Origin of the sequence: Corynebacterium lubricantis DSM 45231 (assembly GCF_000379425.1) — a bacterium.
Lineage (GTDB): Bacteria > Actinomycetota > Actinomycetes > Mycobacteriales > Mycobacteriaceae > Corynebacterium > Corynebacterium lubricantis.
In genome coordinates this window covers 43,289-58,667 of sequence record NZ_KB902189.1, presented here as the reverse complement: position 1 = coordinate 58,667, position 15,379 = coordinate 43,289, and the positions used below count along the sequence as shown (strand labels likewise).

16 protein-coding genes and 1 pseudogene are annotated in these 15,379 nt (G+C 60.2%); 8 read left to right on the top strand and 9 right to left on the bottom strand.

Annotation, left to right across the window (positions count from 1 at the left end; genetic code table 11):
- A partial coding sequence (locus A37O_RS0105150) for a DDE-type integrase/transposase/recombinase (protein WP_018296427.1) occupies positions 1-423 on the top strand: 423 nt, incomplete at its 5' end.
- 209 nt (positions 424-632) lie between these two features.
- Here the strand turns inward: A37O_RS0105150 and A37O_RS0105145 are convergent.
- On the bottom strand, positions 633-1,826 hold the full coding sequence (locus A37O_RS0105145) for an alcohol dehydrogenase catalytic domain-containing protein (protein ID WP_018296426.1): 1,194 nt from the start codon (positions 1,824-1,826) through the stop codon (positions 633-635).
- Between the two features lie 84 nt (positions 1,827-1,910).
- Here A37O_RS0105145 and A37O_RS14715 point away from each other — a divergent pair.
- Positions 1,911-2,327, top strand: a pseudogene (locus tag A37O_RS14715) (transposase family protein); the annotation flags it as partial.
- Between the two features lie 460 nt (positions 2,328-2,787).
- On the opposite strand, the gene lepA reads toward A37O_RS14715, so the two are convergent.
- A complete protein-coding gene (gene lepA, locus A37O_RS0105135; protein ID WP_018296424.1) occupies positions 2,788-4,644 on the bottom strand; it encodes a translation elongation factor 4 in 1,857 nt (618 codons plus the stop codon).
- A gap of 325 nt (positions 4,645-4,969) precedes the next feature.
- Here lepA and A37O_RS0105130 point away from each other — a divergent pair, with 325 nt between their 5' ends.
- On the top strand, positions 4,970-5,581 hold the full coding sequence (locus tag A37O_RS0105130; RefSeq protein WP_018296423.1) for a type II toxin-antitoxin system PemK/MazF family toxin: 612 nt from the start codon (positions 4,970-4,972) through the stop codon (positions 5,579-5,581).
- Here A37O_RS0105130 and A37O_RS0105125 read toward each other — a convergent pair.
- Positions 5,578-6,228 carry a DsbA family protein gene (locus A37O_RS0105125; protein ID WP_018296422.1) on the bottom strand — a complete coding sequence of 217 codons (651 nt, stop codon included), beginning with the start codon at positions 6,226-6,228 and terminating at the stop codon, positions 5,578-5,580. The two genes, A37O_RS0105130 and A37O_RS0105125, sit on opposite strands and share 4 nt — an antisense overlap.
- Before the next feature lie 88 nt (positions 6,229-6,316).
- Between A37O_RS0105125 and A37O_RS0105120 the strand changes: the two genes are divergently transcribed.
- The 3 genes from A37O_RS0105120 (at position 6,317) to A37O_RS0105110 (ending at position 8,595) form a co-directional block, all read left to right on the top strand.
- Positions 6,317-7,198: a helix-turn-helix domain-containing protein gene (locus tag A37O_RS0105120; protein ID WP_018296421.1), complete on the top strand. Its 882-nt coding sequence runs from the start codon at positions 6,317-6,319 to the stop codon at positions 7,196-7,198.
- A gap of 163 nt (positions 7,199-7,361) precedes the next feature.
- Positions 7,362-7,625: a 30S ribosomal protein S20 gene (gene rpsT / locus A37O_RS0105115; protein ID WP_018296420.1), complete on the top strand. Its 264-nt coding sequence runs from the start codon at positions 7,362-7,364 to the stop codon at positions 7,623-7,625.
- Positions 7,626-7,704: 79 nt separating this feature from the next.
- The gene (locus tag A37O_RS0105110) at positions 7,705-8,595 is read left to right on the top strand and encodes a CE1 family esterase (protein ID WP_018296419.1); all 891 of its coding nucleotides are present in this window, start codon (positions 7,705-7,707) and stop codon (positions 8,593-8,595) included.
- Here A37O_RS0105110 and A37O_RS0105105 read toward each other — a convergent pair whose 3' ends face one another.
- The 3 genes from A37O_RS0105105 to holA are packed head-to-tail and all read right to left on the bottom strand — an operon-like array spanning position 8,596 to position 10,579.
- Positions 8,596-9,249: a LysE family translocator gene (locus A37O_RS0105105; protein ID WP_018296418.1), complete on the bottom strand. Its 654-nt coding sequence runs from the start codon at positions 9,247-9,249 to the stop codon at positions 8,596-8,598.
- Entirely contained in the window at positions 9,246-9,638 is a 393-nt protein-coding gene (locus tag A37O_RS0105100; protein ID WP_018296417.1) for an ankyrin repeat domain-containing protein, read from the bottom strand. Before A37O_RS0105100 ends, A37O_RS0105105 begins: the two co-directional genes overlap by 4 nt.
- Before the next feature lie 14 nt (positions 9,639-9,652).
- Positions 9,653-10,579 (bottom strand): DNA polymerase III subunit delta, encoded by a 927-nt coding sequence (gene holA / locus A37O_RS0105095; protein ID WP_018296416.1) that lies wholly within the window; start codon positions 10,577-10,579, stop codon positions 9,653-9,655.
- 146 nt (positions 10,580-10,725) lie between these two features.
- On the opposite strand from holA, the gene A37O_RS14710 reads away from it, so the two are divergent.
- Positions 10,726-11,742 (top strand): hypothetical protein, encoded by a 1,017-nt coding sequence (locus A37O_RS14710; protein WP_018296415.1) that lies wholly within the window; start codon positions 10,726-10,728, stop codon positions 11,740-11,742.
- 6 nt (positions 11,743-11,748) lie between these two features.
- Here A37O_RS14710 and A37O_RS0105085 read toward each other — a convergent pair whose 3' ends face one another.
- Positions 11,749-13,389 carry a ComEC/Rec2 family competence protein gene (locus A37O_RS0105085; protein WP_018296414.1) on the bottom strand — a complete coding sequence of 547 codons (1,641 nt, stop codon included), beginning with the start codon at positions 13,387-13,389 and terminating at the stop codon, positions 11,749-11,751.
- 224 nt (positions 13,390-13,613) lie between these two features.
- Between A37O_RS0105085 and A37O_RS0105080 the strand changes: the two genes are divergently transcribed.
- Positions 13,614-13,802, top strand: coding sequence for a hypothetical protein (locus A37O_RS0105080; protein WP_018296413.1), 189 nt, complete (start codon positions 13,614-13,616; stop codon positions 13,800-13,802).
- Here the strand turns inward: A37O_RS0105080 and A37O_RS0105075 are convergent, their stop codons facing one another.
- Both A37O_RS0105075 and A37O_RS0105070 read right to left on the bottom strand, forming a co-directional pair.
- Positions 13,803-14,480, bottom strand: coding sequence for a ComEA family DNA-binding protein (locus tag A37O_RS0105075; protein WP_018296412.1), 678 nt, complete (start codon positions 14,478-14,480; stop codon positions 13,803-13,805).
- A gap of 87 nt (positions 14,481-14,567) precedes the next feature.
- On the bottom strand, positions 14,568-15,377 hold the full coding sequence (locus tag A37O_RS0105070; RefSeq protein ID WP_026196162.1) for a DegV family protein: 810 nt from the start codon (positions 15,375-15,377) through the stop codon (positions 14,568-14,570).
- Between the last annotated feature and the right edge of the window lie 2 nt (positions 15,378-15,379).

The window sequence follows — 15,379 nt, the reverse complement described above, 5'->3', positions numbered from 1 at the left end:
ACCGCCGGTGGCCAGACCCTGGACTTTTACCTCTCTCCGAAGCGGAACGTGGCCGCAGCGAAGCGTTTCCTGGCCAAGGCCCTCAGATCCAATGCGTCAGCCGGGTATCCCAGAGTGATCAACACCGATAAAGCACCCTCCCTAGTCAGGGCAATCGCCGAGTTGAAGTCAGAGGGAATCTGCCCGCCAACAGTGGAACACCGGCAGGTGAAATACCTCAACAACATCCTGGAAGGCGACCATGGTCGGCTGAAGCGGATCTTCGGGCCGAAAGGCGCGTTTAAGAACCGGACATCTGCATATCGGACGTTGAAAGGGATGGAGTCGATGCACTCATTGCGGAAAGGCCAGGGCGCGATGTTTGCCTACGGGCAACCGAACCCGGATGCGGTGATCGTCAGCCGGGTGTTCGAGGCTGCCTGAGAACGCCGACCCGCAGCGAGCATCAGAGGATGAAGACTGGGTCGTCACGGCTCTCCGCCTGAAGTTTGCAACAGCACCTTGTTGGGCATCGTGACGACGCCGCCAGAGCGGACCTGGCACCCATGCGGCACCGCGCACCCCACTTTGGCGGAGTGCGCGGTGCGGTGGAGAACCACCCAGACTGAGCCTGACGAAACAGGCGGCGTCGCTCAGCGGGCGATCATCCCGTGGGGGTCGATGACGAACTTCTCCACGGAGCCCTGGTCGAACTCCGCGTAGGCCTGGGGTGCCTCGTCCAGGCTGATCACGCGCGGGTTGACCATCTCCGTCAGGTACGGCATCCGGTCCCACAGGATCGACATCATCAGCTCGCGGTTGTAGCGCATGATGGGCGCCTGGCCGCCGATGATGTGGGGCGACTTGATCCAGGCCTTGCCGAAGTCCACCGGGAAGGTGCCCTCCTGCTCGGCCTTCGTCTCCGCGATCGGGTCCGGCCCGTAGATGCCGATGATGCCCGTGGCTCCGCCCGGACGGGTGATGTCCAGGACCTGGTTCACGGCGGCGATCGGCTGCATCTCATCGGCCGCGGAGCCCAGGCCGTGGGCCTCGGAGCCGACGCAGTCCACCGCGCAGTCCACCATCGGCTCGCCGAGGATGTCGTTCACGGCGTCCTGCAGGTTCTCCGTGGCGGAGAGGTCGATAGTCTCGCAGCCGTGCTTGCGTACCAGCTCCAGCCGCGAGGCGTCCTGGTCGCCCACAATGATGCACGAGGCGCCCAGCAGCCGAGCGGCAGCCGCGGCGCACCGGCCCACGGGGCCGGCACCGGCGATGTAGACGGTGGAGCCGGGCTTGGCGCCGGCCTCCATGAGACCGTGGAACGCCGTGGGGAGGATGTCCGAGAGCACGGCCAGATCCAGGATCTTCTCCATAGCCTGCTCCTGGTCCGGGAAGCGCAGCAGCTGGAAGTCGGCGTACGGCACGAACAGGTACTCGGCCTGTCCGCCCTGGAAATCGCCCAGATTGAAGCCGTAGGCGGCGCACGCCTGCTCCGGGTTGGCGGTCTCACACACCTCGGTGCGGCCGGCGCGGCAGTTGCGGCAGCGGCCGCAGGCCACGTTGAACGGCACGGAGACGAGGTCACCCTCCTTCAGGAACTGGACGTCGCGGCCGACCTCCAGCACCTGGCCGGTCATCTCGTGACCCAGCACCATGCCCTCGGGCACGGGGAAGGACCCGCGGTAGATGTGCAGGTCGCTGCCGCAGATGTTGGTGGCGACGATCTTGAGGATGACGCCGTGCGGGGCGGCGGAGCCGTCGGGCATCTCCAGCTTGGGGAAGTCCAGCTCGTCGACGCGCACGTCCTTGATGCCGTGGAATACCACGGCGCGGTTCTTGGTGGTCATGGAAACTGTTGCCTTTCTGTAGGTAGGTGTCGAGGTCTTCCGAAGATGGAGGTTCCTACACGCAGCCATCCGAAAGACCTCGACGTGCCCGATGCTACCATCACGCCCCCCGACCTGACCACCTTCACCCGTCTGGACGTCCTCGGCCTGGAGGTCACCGCCCAGCTGCTCGAGCCCGACCGCACCGTGCTCGCCTGCCGGGTCGTCGAGCCGGACGACTGGTGCCGGCGGTGCGGCTGCCAGGGCGTCCCGCGCGACACCGTGACACAGGAGCTGGCGCACGAGCCGTTCGGGTGGCGCCCCACCACGCTGCTGCTGACCGTGCGCCGGTACCGGTGCACCGAGTGCGCGCACGTGTGGCGTCAGGACACCACCGCCGCGGCCGAGCCACGGGCCAAGATCTCCCGCGCCGGGCTGCGCTGGGGGCTGGTCGGCATCGTGGTCCAGCACCTGTCCATGGCCCGCGTCGCCGAAGGACTCGGCGTCTCCTGGAACACCGCCCCGCAATCCTCACACCCCCAGGACCCCTACATCTTGTGCCTCACCGCATCACCGCAGCATCCCCGCTACGCACTCCGGATCCGGAAGAGCCAGTTTGACGATACGTGGCGCGTGGGCACGCACTCGGATCCACAGCTGGTCAATGGAGTGCTGGGTGCGTTGGTCGCCGTGGACATCGAGATCACCTCGGTAACCGGGAAGTGGAAGCTCCACCAAGGGCTGGCACCAGACGAGATTGCGCATACCGCTGCGTCGCTGCGGGCTCGTGGTGCTTCTGAAGTGCCAGATTCCGTGGCCGTGGCAGACCTACTGGATGCCCGCGCTGTGCCGTGGGCACGGGAGCGGGCAGCAGAAACCGGGGCGGTAAAGCCGGCGCGGTTGCCCGTGCCGGATCCTTCCAACCCGCGTCCCGCGCACGTGTACACGTACGAGGGCCGGTTCTAGCTACTTATTCCTCGCTTTATTCTTCGTCCGTGGACAGCGCCGCAACGAAGGCCTCTTGTGGCACGGTCACAGAACCGATATTCTTCATGCGCTTCTTACCGGCCTTCTGCTTTTCCAGCAGCTTGCGCTTACGCGAAATATCGCCGCCGTAGCACTTGGACAACACGTCCTTGCGCAGCGCGCGAATATTCTCACGTGCAATGATCTTCGAGTTGATCGCCGCCTGGATGGGCACCTCGAACTGCTGACGCGGGATGAGCTCTTTGAGCTTCTTCGTCATCTTGTTGCCGTACCACTGAGCGTTATCGCGGTGCACGATCGCCGAGAAGGCATCCACCGGCTCACCCTGAAGCAGAATGTCCACCTTGACCAGGTCGGCTTCCTGCTCGCCTGCTTCTTCGTAGTTCAGCGAGGCATAGCCCTTGGTGCGCGACTTCAGCATGTCGAAAAAGTCGAAGATAATCTCGCCGAGCGGCATGACATAGCGCAGCTCGACGCGATCTTCCGACAAGTAGTCCATGTTCTTGATCTGGCCGCGCTTCTGCTGGCAGAGTTCCATGGTAGGGCCGACGAACTCGGAAGGAACGATGATGGTCATGTTCACAATCGGTTCGTAGATCTCGCGGAGCTTGCCGCCCGGCCAATCCGAAGGGTTGTGCACGTACTTTTCCTCGCCATCCTCCGCAATCACGCGGTAGGTCACCGAAGGGGCGGTGGAGATGAGATCGAGATCGAATTCGCGCTCGAGGCGGTCTCGGGTGATTTCCATGTGCAACAGGCCGAGGAAGCCACAGCGGAAACCGAAGCCCAGCGCGACAGAAGTCTCTGGCTCCCAGGTCAGCGAGGCGTCGTTGAGCTGGAGCTTTTCCAGGGATTCACGCAGCACGGGGAAATCTTCCTGGGACACAGGGAACAGCCCTGAGTAGACCATCGGCTTGACGTCTTCGTAGCCCTGCAGTGGCTCGGTCGCGCCCTTGGTCAAGGAAGTGACGGTGTCGCCGACCTTGGTTTCACGGACATCCTTCACACCAGTGATCAGGTAGCCGACCTCGCCGGGGCCGAGTCCCTTGACCTTCTTCGCGGTCGGTGAGACCACGCCGATTTCCAGCAGCTCCAGGTTGGTACCGGTGTTCATCATGTGGAGCTTCTCGCCTTGGCGCAGCTCTCCGTCGACCATACGAATGTAAGTCACCACACCTCGGTAGGTGTCGTAGACCGAGTCAAAGATCATTGCGCGAGCGGGGGCATCCGCACCGTTGGGAGACTCCGGCGGTGGCACCATCTCGACGACTTTGTCGAGCAGCTCTTCAACACCCTGGCCAGTCTTACCGGAGACGCGCAGCACCTCTTCTGGCTCGCAGCCGATAATGTTGGCGATCTCAAACGCGTACTTTTCAGGATCGGCTGCAGGCAGGTCGATCTTGTTCAGCACGGGGATGATTTCCAGGCCTTTGTCAATGGCCATGTAGAGGTTGGCCAAGGTCTGCGCTTCGATGCCCTGAGCAGCATCGACAAGTAAAATGGCGCCTTCACACGCTTCGAGCGCGCGGGAAACTTCATAGGAAAAGTCGACGTGTCCTGGGGTATCGATCATCTGCAGGACGATCTGCTCGCCCTCGAATTCGCCGGAGCGAGGCACCCACGGCAGGCGCACGTTTTGCGCCTTGATGGTGATTCCGCGCTCACGCTCGATATCCATGTTGTCCAGGTACTGGTCACGCATATCGCGCGCATCGATGACGTTGGAGAGCTGCAGAATGCGATCAGCCAAGGTGGACTTACCGTGGTCGATGTGGGCGATAATGCAGAAGTTACGAATCCGAGCAGGATCCGTAAACGTAGTCTCGGCGAAATTTTCAAACTTTTTTGCCATAGCCGCACGGGTCCCTTCTAGTAATTAACCTTTCCTACTCTACCCAAGGAAGGCGATATTTCTGAACCCGGTAATCCAACTCGCACACCGGCACTGCACCACCCAAATCTGAGCCGAAATCTGAGCCCAAATTGCCGACCATGAAATCTTTCGATTTGGCATGCATAAAAGCTAATTATTCGCTTTTTTGACAGGGTGCCAGTCCACGCTCACGCTCTGCCCATCTAGTACTTTCGATCGATTGAATCTGATAGCATAAACTCACTACGGTTAGTCACCATTAGCATGTCCCACAAGCACCAAACGCAACGCGAAAAGAACGACTATGAGTATCTTTCGCCCGCGCCGCAACTCCACCCCGGAAGGCACGGCGGGCAGCCAACCAGACAAGTCCAACGGACGTGTATCGCAGCGTCGCGCAGCGCGAAAAGAACGCGCTGAGGAACGCGCCAACGCCAGGGCGAATAAACTCACTGCGCTTGATCAGGGCCTGACACAGCTTAATCAACGCCTTGGCATCACCGCCACGAAACAGACTCATAGCGTGGCCGCAGCGCTGCAGGTTGATCCAACTGAGCATCTCGCACGCTCGATTTATTACTCCCCGGACCTGGACGGGTATGCGGAACCAGGGGAAGTCGTATGGGTGACGGTGCCGTCATCGCCACCCCAGGAGCGCTCCATGTTGGTTATCGGGCGGAATATGCAAAACGTCTTGGGCCTGCTCATTTCCTCCCATAAGGGCCACGCCAACAAATCCGAGTGGCTCGAGATTGGCAATGGCGAATGGGATACTAACGCCGAGCAGTGTTGGCTGCGGCTGGACAAAACCATCGTCGTCCCCGAAACCCAGGTCAGTCGGCGCGGTATTCTCTTCCCTCGGTCGCGTTTCGAGGTGGTAGCAAACCGCCTGCGCGCTACCTTCCGTTGGGCTTAGTTCTGCACTGCATTCTTCGCGCTGAGGTGCTGGTCCAAAGCAGCGGTCAGCGCCTCCGGCTTCGTTGTTGGACCACCGAGGCGGTGCGTGCCACTTTCGGTGTGCAGCAAAAGTGTGGGGTAAGAATCAACGCCCATCTCTCGCAGTTGGCGGAAGTCTTCTAGGGCTTCCTCCTGAGTTTCAGGCTTGGCGAAGTCAGCAGCCACCTGGTCAGCGTCCAGACCAAACTCGGTCGCGATCGAGCGGTAAACCTCCACGTCACCGAGATCGGCGCCGGCGAAGTACCACGCCCGCTGGATGGCTCCGGCAATTTCCACCGCACGCTCAGGCACCTGGCGACGCAGAGCCACCAACCCAATCGCCGGATCAGTGGAGTCCATCACGAACTCGCCCTTTTCTAGGACCTCGTTATAGGACTCGCCGAACTCGACCCCGGTCAGTGCTGCAATGCGCGCGTTTGCACCTGGGATATGTGGGTACGCGCCAATGGCTCCGGCACGCGGGCCAGCGAACAGGCCTCCCGACAGAACCTTGATATCAACCCGATCAGCATTGTCCGCGGCGAACTTCCGCAGGCTGGGGCCGAAGCCGTAGCACCAGCCGCAGTAGGCGTCGAATGCGTAAGTGAGTTGAATACGATCGTTCATGGGATTCTCCTTCAGTGTCTCTTTGCTGTCTTGATTCTTAAAGCTATCCCTGAAGCGGGCCACAAACGAGGTATCCTCGGGACGCATAATGGTAAAAAACGGACTAGACGACATCCGCGAGATCCTCTACACACCCGCCCACCCCGACGACTCCGGCGTAGAGGTCATTTCCCTTGCCACCTTGGCTCAGCGCATGACCACGAATCCTGCTGCCCACCGCCCTCAGCGGCCGGATTTCCACCTGCTGCTCACCGTCACCTCCGGGGTTTTGTGGCACATGGTGGACTTCCGCGACTACGCCGTCTCGGAAGGAATGTGGCTTTGGGTCCGCCCGGGCCAAGTGCAACAATTCCGCGGGCTCGACCAGGCAGAGGGAGTCGTCGTTATGTTCCCTTCCTCGACTCTTGCGCCTCAGCTTGCCGCCCAGCTAGCTATCGACAACCCTTTCGGCCCCACCCTGTTGAACCCAATTGGCGACGACACCCGTGCCTTGACCCATGCCGTCGACCATCTGCGCTGCGAATTCGAGCTCGACGCAACGCCCGCGAAGGTGAGGTCAGCGATTCTTGTGCACCTCCTGAGTGCCCTGCTGCTGCGGCTGGGAAATATTGACAAGCCAGCCAGCACTCCCCACCGTGCTCACGAGCCGATCTTTATGGAATTGCGCAACGCGGTCGAGCGGGATTTCGCCGAGCACCGCGATGTGGCCTACTACGCCAAACTTTTGCTGTACTCGCCGCGGACCCTGACTCGCGCCACTCATGCAGCCGTCGGTGTCAGTGCCAAAGAGTTCATTGACAGGCGCGTTATCCTGGAGGCGAAACGCCTGCTCGCGCATAGCGACGAGCCCATCGCCCGCATCGGTGCCCAGCTGGGATTCGATGATGCGAGCAACTTCGTCAAGTACTTCGCACGGCATACTTCGTTAACACCGACGGAGGCGAGAAAGACTTTTTTGGATCCGCAGTAACCCACCTGCTAAAGTCGACGTGTTGTTCACACCCACTTTCTTCAAGGGTGCACCAGCAACGCGGGCAGGACCTTGGGTTCGCGTCTTAAAAATGCTGGTGCAGCAATCCCTTCGTGGGTAGATCGACTGGTTCATTCAACATCGATATTCAAGAGGTATCTTCATGGCAAACATCAAGCAGCAGCAGAAGCGCGTTCTCACCAACGAGAAGCGTCGTCTGCGCAACAAGTCCGTCCGTTCCGCTGTCCGCACCGAGCTGCGTAAGTTCCGCGAGACCGTTGAAGGCGGCGACAAGGCAGCAGCTGAGACCCAGCTGCGCGTTGCTTCCCGTCAGCTGGACAAGGCTGTCACCAAGGGCGTCTTCCACCGCAACAACGCGGCTAACAAGAAGTCCAACATGGCAAAGGCCCTGAACAAGATGGATTAAGCGTCACGCTTGAACTTTAAAAGCCGGTTTATCGCGAATTCTGCGCGATAGACCGGCTTTTAGTTTAGGCTTTAGAATCGTGCTGAAAACTTCACGACGCCTGATCGCAGGCGTACTTGCCTTGGCCCTTTCAGGTGCAGCCTTCGCGCCTCACGCCACCGCTCAAAACGCATCGTCAGAGCTGTCGTCCGCTCTCGGCGCGGTCGCCGAAGCCGCCAATACACGCACCACCTTTACTCACAACATCGCTGGCCGCACCTACAAGGTCGCGGTACCGGACTCGTTTACTCCAGGCACCGCCACCCAAGTGGTGTTAATGTTCGGTGGTTGGCAACACAGCGCTGCCCAAACTCAGGGCTACGCCAAGCTAGAAAACTACCTCGCCTCGAACACGCTGGTGGTTTACGCTGAGGCATCGTTGACTGACAACCTTTACGCCTGGGGCGGCGCACCTTACTCGAACATCTCGGTCAACGGAGACGTGACTTACGTCCGCAACGTCATCAACGACTTGGTCAGCCGCTACGGAGTCAACCAGCACGAAATCTACGCCACCGGCCTCTCCAACGGCGGCGGCATGGCGCTGGCGCTTGGCTGCCACGCTCCGGATTTGGTTGCTGGCGTCGCAGGTGTAGCAGGCGCTTACTACAACCCGACCGTCACCAATTGCGCAGCCGGCAATGTTCCCACCCTGATCATGCATGGGACTAACGACGATACGGTTGCCTACAACGGCGGAACCCGCCATGGCGCACCGTACCAATCGGTCTCCCAGGTCTTTAACACCATGGCGAATAAGAACGGCTGCTCCACCACCTCCTCGCAACGCGAGGTCGGCAACACCACTGTGTTCAACCGCAACAATTGCTCCGCACCCACTCAGGTCGTTCGCGTCAACGGCGGTGGGCACACCTGGTTCACGGATCCTTCGGCGAGCCAGCAGGTCGCCACCTTCTTCAACAACCTGTAATTAGTAGATCTCCAGCAGCCCCGTCACCCCACGGGTGAAAAGGAACAAGCTGGCCACAAGGAAGAACAGGCCCGCTGCGATGTCAATGTACGGTCCGGCTCGCAGCAGCGCCTGGCGGACACGTTGAGTGGAAATCACCAGGCTCAACGTCACAAAGATAATTAACGACGAGAAAAACAGCGCAGCAATCACGATCACCGCTACCCCGATCGAGGGCGCAGGTGGCAGCAGTGGTGCAACCAGAGCCGCCAAAAACAGCACGATCTTTGGGTTGGAGAGATTCGTCGTCAAGCCCTTAACGAATGCGCTGCGCAGACTGCCCAACCGTGCTTCCGCCTCCTCGGTGTCTGCCGGTGGGTTGTTGCGCTCCTTGATGCCACCGCGGATCATGGAAATGCCCATCCACAGGATCCATGCGCCGCCGATAATCTGCACGAATTCTAAAATCCACGGGAAGGCATGCAGAAGTGCGGCCGCCCCGAGGACGGTCAGGGTGCACCAAAATAACACTCCGACGTGGATGCCTGCGGTCGTGGCGAGGGCATGTTTGCGGGACTTGGTCGCCGTGCGGGTGATCAAGACGATATCGGGGCCAGGTGTCAACGCCCCGACCATGTTGACTAATACGATCGCCCCGAGGTCAGCTAAGTTCACTTCTCGAACTTGGCCACAAGGTCCTCGCGGCCGAACATCCGCGCAGTATCAATCGCATTCGGCATGCCGAACCGCGGATCCGCCCCGGCGGCGAGCAGCGCGTCGATGATCTCGTCTTCCTTCTTGAAAATCACACCAGCCAGCGGGGTTTGGTGGCGATCGTTGTGCTTGTTCACATCGGCGCCGCGAGCGATGAGTGCATCCACCAGCTCCGCGTGACCAGAGTAGGACGCGAGCATGAGGAAGGTGTTTCCGTCCTGGTTGCTCATGTTCACATCGACCCCCTGGTCGATATATTCAGCAAGGGTGAGATCGCCGTTGCGGGCGAAGTTGAATAATTTGGTGGCGAATTCCTGAACGTCGTCCGGTACCTCGTTGTTAGTGCTCATAGGATAAAAATTTATCATGCCAATTTGGCAATGCGCCGGACAGCATCCTCAAGCGCGTACTCGGGTTCGCCGCCTTGGCCCTTCACCTCGGCATCCAAATCCGCAACGATGATCACGGCCTGACTAATCGCATCACCCGACCAGCCGCGCGCGATCTGCATGGTCTGCTTCACGCCATAGGGGTGCATTCCCACCGTCCGCGCGATCTGCGCCGGGTCCCCGCGCGTGGTGTAGAGCTTGGCAATATCGCCCACCTTCATCGCCAGCGCCGCCGAAATCGCGGCCGGACTGACTCCGAGTTGCAGGGCCCGGCGCGTAGATCCCAGCGCGCGGTTGACGTCGCCGCGGATGGCGGCATCAGCGATATCGAATCCTGAAACCTCCGCCACACCTGTGTAATAGGCACGCACGGTAGCCACGGTGAGTTCCCCGTCGCTGTCCTCCACCAGCTGCTGCACCGCCGAGGCGAGCTCACGCAGATCCGAGCCCACCGACTCTTGCAGCGCCGCCACCACGTCGGGGGTTGGCCGGACGTTATAGCGACGAAATTCATTCGCCACCCACTTGGTCAGTTTGTCGTATTTCAGGGGGCTCGCATCGTGGACTTCGCCGGCCTTTTTGAACTTCGCGACGAGGGCCTTATTCCGACCCCCGCCCGAATGGCAGACGATCATGGTCATCCCGGGAGCTGGATTCACCATGGATTCGAGCACCAGCTGAGTGGTGTCTTTGCTGGCAACCTCCATCTGCGTGATCACCACAACGCGTTCCTCGGCGAACAGGCTGGGGCTGGTTGCCTGCAGGAGCTCCCCCTCGGTCACTTCACTGGCCTTGAACTTGCTCACGTCCGCGCGCGGGTCAGCCTGATCGATGATCATTTGCGTGGCGCGTTCCTGCAGGAACGTATCTTCTCCGACGACGAAGTGAACGGGATTAAGCATGCTTAAAGTTTAGCCTCCCCTCTCGACACGAGGACTGTGCACGCCCGCATGAACTATTGGTAAATATTTTCAATTATGCAGAAATTAATGCCTCCCGTAGTTAAAGTCACCTGGGACACGCCGACAACTGGATTTCGAGGAGACCCATGGCCCACGACCGCCCGCGCACACCCTCTCGCCGCTTCGCTACTTTCCTCACCGTCGGCGCAGTGTCCATTGCGTCGAGCGCGTGTTCGCCCTCGAGCAGTGAGGAACCCATCAAGGTCGTCACCATCACTCAAACGACTACTCCCGCACCTGAAAAGGCCCCAGAAACGCTGAATCCGGAAGAAATCTACGCTGCTGTCCTGTCCGATCCTTCCGCCTACCCGGTGAACTCGTCGGCGGAGCACGAACCCGACGGCACCTATTCCTACGCGGTTGTCGAAGCCACCGGAGATTCCTCTCCTGAACTATTGATCAAGGTCAACGGGCGTGAATTTACTCCTGTCATGGTGTTTACCATCGACCAATCCTCCGGGGAGCTCATCCACTCCCCGCATGTCCTCATCGCCGGTGCTCGGTCAGCTGGTGGCGGCCGCGCTGATGTTGCAGCGTCTCGCACGGGCACAGGCATACACGAGATGACCTGGCAATCAATCTCGCCTACCGGCAAGGACACGTTATACGAGTTGCACGGAGACCAGTTGGTCCCCAGCACCGAGGATTCCTACCAGATTGAAGCGGGTCACCCCGATCACGCCGTGCTCTCATGGTTCGATACCAACGATCCGAGCCACCTGGGCTTTGTCCAGAACGCCGGAAACACCTCGACTCCCGCGAATGCCATCACCTTTAGCGGAACCGTCATTAATCAAACAGCTGTCGAGGCGATGAACGGGCGCCCTACTCCCAATGGTGAACCCGACATCCCGGGATATATCCAGCTCGTCCTGGACTCCCCGCAAGAGGTCACTGCCAGCAAGGCCGGGGATTTTCATACCGAGTCTGTTGAGAAGATCCGCCTCGCAACACCCCACGACACCTCCATGGACTGGGAACCCTACGTCGGCCAACATGTCACGATCACCACGACACCCGAGCACCTCGCCTTCCCTTCAGACACATCGATTCCGCTCGGGATGTTGATCGTGAGTGGCTCTCCGGATATCTCTGTTGGCTAGCCCCGCCTAGAACCTGCCATCGGCCGCGTGTTGAGTGCCATCGACGTGCAGCGAGACCTCCCCGTCCCGATTCGGAAATATCACCGGGATCCCTCCCGCGGTCTGCGACCCGCGCGAGGCTTTGCGCCCGGAGTTGTCCAGCACGACCACAAGTTCCGTGCCGGGTGGTACGGGCTCAACGTCGTCTCGCGTATCGACGACATGCGCCACGAGGTCCCCGAGTTCTACCTCAGGTGCGCGGTTCTGCCCCACAACTCCCGCGCCGATAAGCACGAGCGCTGCCACACCCAAAGTGAGCCCGGCGCGACGAAAGAGAAAACCAGCGATGACCCACCCGTATCCGATCGCGACGGCGAGTGGTGTTGCGGCAATGGTGGCCTGCGGAAAAGAGGCCGCAGTGTGCCCCACCGTGTAGATCCACCAGGTAAACGGCTGGATCAGCGGATACACCACCACTTCCAGCCCGCCGGGCAGCGCAGCCAGCACCGCAGCGAGCAAACCCAGAATGGTCACCGGGGCGGTCGCTGCCGCCACCAGCACGTTGGCACCCACCGAGACCAGAGAGACCTGCCCCGTCATAAGAGAAATAATCGGCATGGTCATAATGTCCGCGGCAACAGCCACGCTCAGGGCGCGCACGAGGATGTCTGGCCACCCCGTGGGCGCAAGCGCGCGGTAGAGGAAGGGATGCATGACGACGATGCCCACCGTGGCAGCAACGGAGAGCGCAAACCCGTAGTTAACTGCGAGATCAGAGTCGAGGAGCACCAAACTGATCACAGCTAGACACAGAGCGTGCATCGGCTCAGAGCGCGACGAAGCTAGTACGGCAACGAGCCCGACTAATCCGGTGATTGTTGCTCGTAGCACGCTGGGCTCCGCACCTACGATTCCTGCAAACACGACAACCGCTAGCCCAGCCAAGCAGATTTGGGTGTACAACCCTGCCCGCAGTGCGCGCGCGATGAGGACAACCGCCGTAACAAGTATCGCCACGTTGGCACCGCTAACCGCGCTTAAGTGGCTGAGGCCCGAGACGATATAGACATCCCGCTCGGCTGCTGATTGCAGCGAGGTATCGCCTAAGACCATGCCGGGGATTAAACCCCGGGAATGTTCTGAAACATGTGCTTCCACAGACACGCGGAATGCTTCGCGAATAGAGGCGACGAATGCATCGAAGCCCTCGGGTCCCTCGAGCACCGAGATATCTCCATTGATACTGACTCCACCCACCCCGGGGCGCGAGGACTCTTTCACGGCACCGTGGACAAGGACACTGGTGCCGGTAACAAGTCCATCGGGCACCGCCTCAGAGAACACCGGGACTTCGGCCGGGTAGCCAGTGACCCGCACACGTACCAACCAGCCACCTGTGGATGTCTCTGTGGGAGCTGTAGCAACAGTTGCTGCGGTCTCACCGGGAAACTCAAAAGCTTCGGCAGCGCGCCGCCGCAGCATTGTCAACGCAGCCGCAACCGCGCTGACGCTGCCCGTGAGCACCGCTTGACCCCATTCCCGCATGAACCCTGCAGCACACACCACGAGCAGGGACAAGAGAATGCCGAGCCAAGGCACACCAAGCAGGATGGACAGGGTCATTGCCCAGGCCAAGGCAGCTGGCGGGACGAGACGGAGTTCGCTCATACCCGCAGGCTAGATTCTTAACTTCCTGATTTCGCGGTGACTTTAATTTTCTGTGGATAACTACCGTGACAGGTCATCTACCTGGGCAGTTATCCACAGCGGCCGTGTTCAGCAGCGCAGACCGGTCGGCTAATTGCATAAGAACGTAACGATTTATCTCTTTCGGGGGCTATATTGAGCGAGTAAGAACTACGTCAGCCTTCCGCTTCCTGAAAGGGTCCGCCATGCTTCAGCTTCCTCAGATTCCTAATCTTCCAAATTTTGCACTGAAAGACGTCCTGCAGTTGGCTGTCGCAGCCATCTCCCTGGTTTTCGCCATCGTCGCCGTCATGCCTGGTGGCGCTGAGGGCGTATCGTCCAACATTTCCTCTGGAAGCTCTGCGGGTGAAACCGCACCAACTACCACCGAATAGTCAGAGGCTGACTTCGTCTTTGATCGCGGCGAATTTTGCAGGACCAATCCCGCTGACATCGAGCAGCTGCTCGAGCTCGGTAAAACTCCCGATCTCCTCGCGATGAGCAATGATGGATGCAGCGGTAGTTTCGCCTACCCCATCGAGCTCCATTAGCTCCGCCTCGTCGGCGGAGTTAAGCGAGATCAATCCTGTTCCAGGTGCTGCCACTTGCCCCTGTTCCACCGCAGGTGCCACACCCGTGGGAAGCACGTGTAGTTGCTGCCCATCAACTAAGAGTTGAGCCTGATTCAGCGTGACGATATCCGCGTTAGGCAGTGGGACCGCCTGCTCCAGCGCGTCTGCGACGCGTGCACCCTGGCTGAGCGTGACGAGGCCGGGGTGTTCTACTTCTCCAACAACGGAGACAACGACACTTTCGGGCGCGTCAGTCGGCTCGGCGCCCGCCTCCCACTCTTGGCCCCACTCGTGTTCTTGCTCCACCTGTTCCTCGGTCGCCGGACTTGAGCGCGCAACAAACCACACCGCCACAGCAACAAGAAGTACAGCCGCCACGATGAGCGCATGTTTCAGAGAGACCGTGAAGCGGGGAGCTGGGTAGGACACCTGGAGAAGGTCTTCTTCCCCGGTTGGTCGGGTGAGTTCTTTAATCCGATCGAGCGCGTTGACTCCATTCATGCCCACAGGCTAAATCGCACATCGCCCACGACCGACGTGTCGCTCTCATCGCTGTGGATAAAGTGCCCGATCGGGCATGCGGCGCGCTTATTTCGCTGGGTTCTCCACAGGATCTTCAGCGAACACGCCTGAAATTCCCACAGCACCCGGGCCGGTGTGTACGAACAACACATCGTTGAGCTCGGTGACTAGGACTGTCGACCCCTTCGGTAACACCTCGTTGAGCATGTCTTCTAACAGATCAGCGGATTCCTCCGCGTCTGCGTGCTGAACGGCAACGAAGGCCGGCTGGTTGTTCGCATGCTCCATGACGAGTTCGACGAGCTTCGTAAATGCCTTGGTCTGGGTGCGGGTCTTTCCCGCGAGCTCGAGTTTGCCGCCCTTGATCTGCATGATCGGCTTGGTGGCAAGCAGTGCTGCGGAAAGGACAGTGGTAGTCGTCGATAAGCGACCGCTCTTGCGTAAATCATCGAGCTGGTGCAAGTACACCCACGTTTGGCTCCGGCGCAGCGTGTCCTCGGCGACGCGTTCGCATTCGTCGAGGCTTGCGCCTTCTTTGGCAACCATGGCGGCCGCCATGGCCGCGGCTCCCACCGCCATGCCGACGGTGCCCGTATCGATCACGCGGACGGCGTCGTCGAAGACTGCGGCAGCCGCAACTGCCGAGGACCACGTGGACGACAGCTCTTTGGACAGGTGGAGTGCGATCACTCCGTCATCGCCACCACGCTCGAGCTGGCGAGCATATGTTGCAGCCAATTCGAGCGAAGTCAGGCCGCTGGTGGAACGTTCTTCTTCATCCCCCAAAATATGCAGGTCGACGACGGCGATGTTGAGCTCGTCGATGATGTGTTGGGGTAAGCCGGAGGAAGTGTCGGTGACGATGCGAACAGTCATAT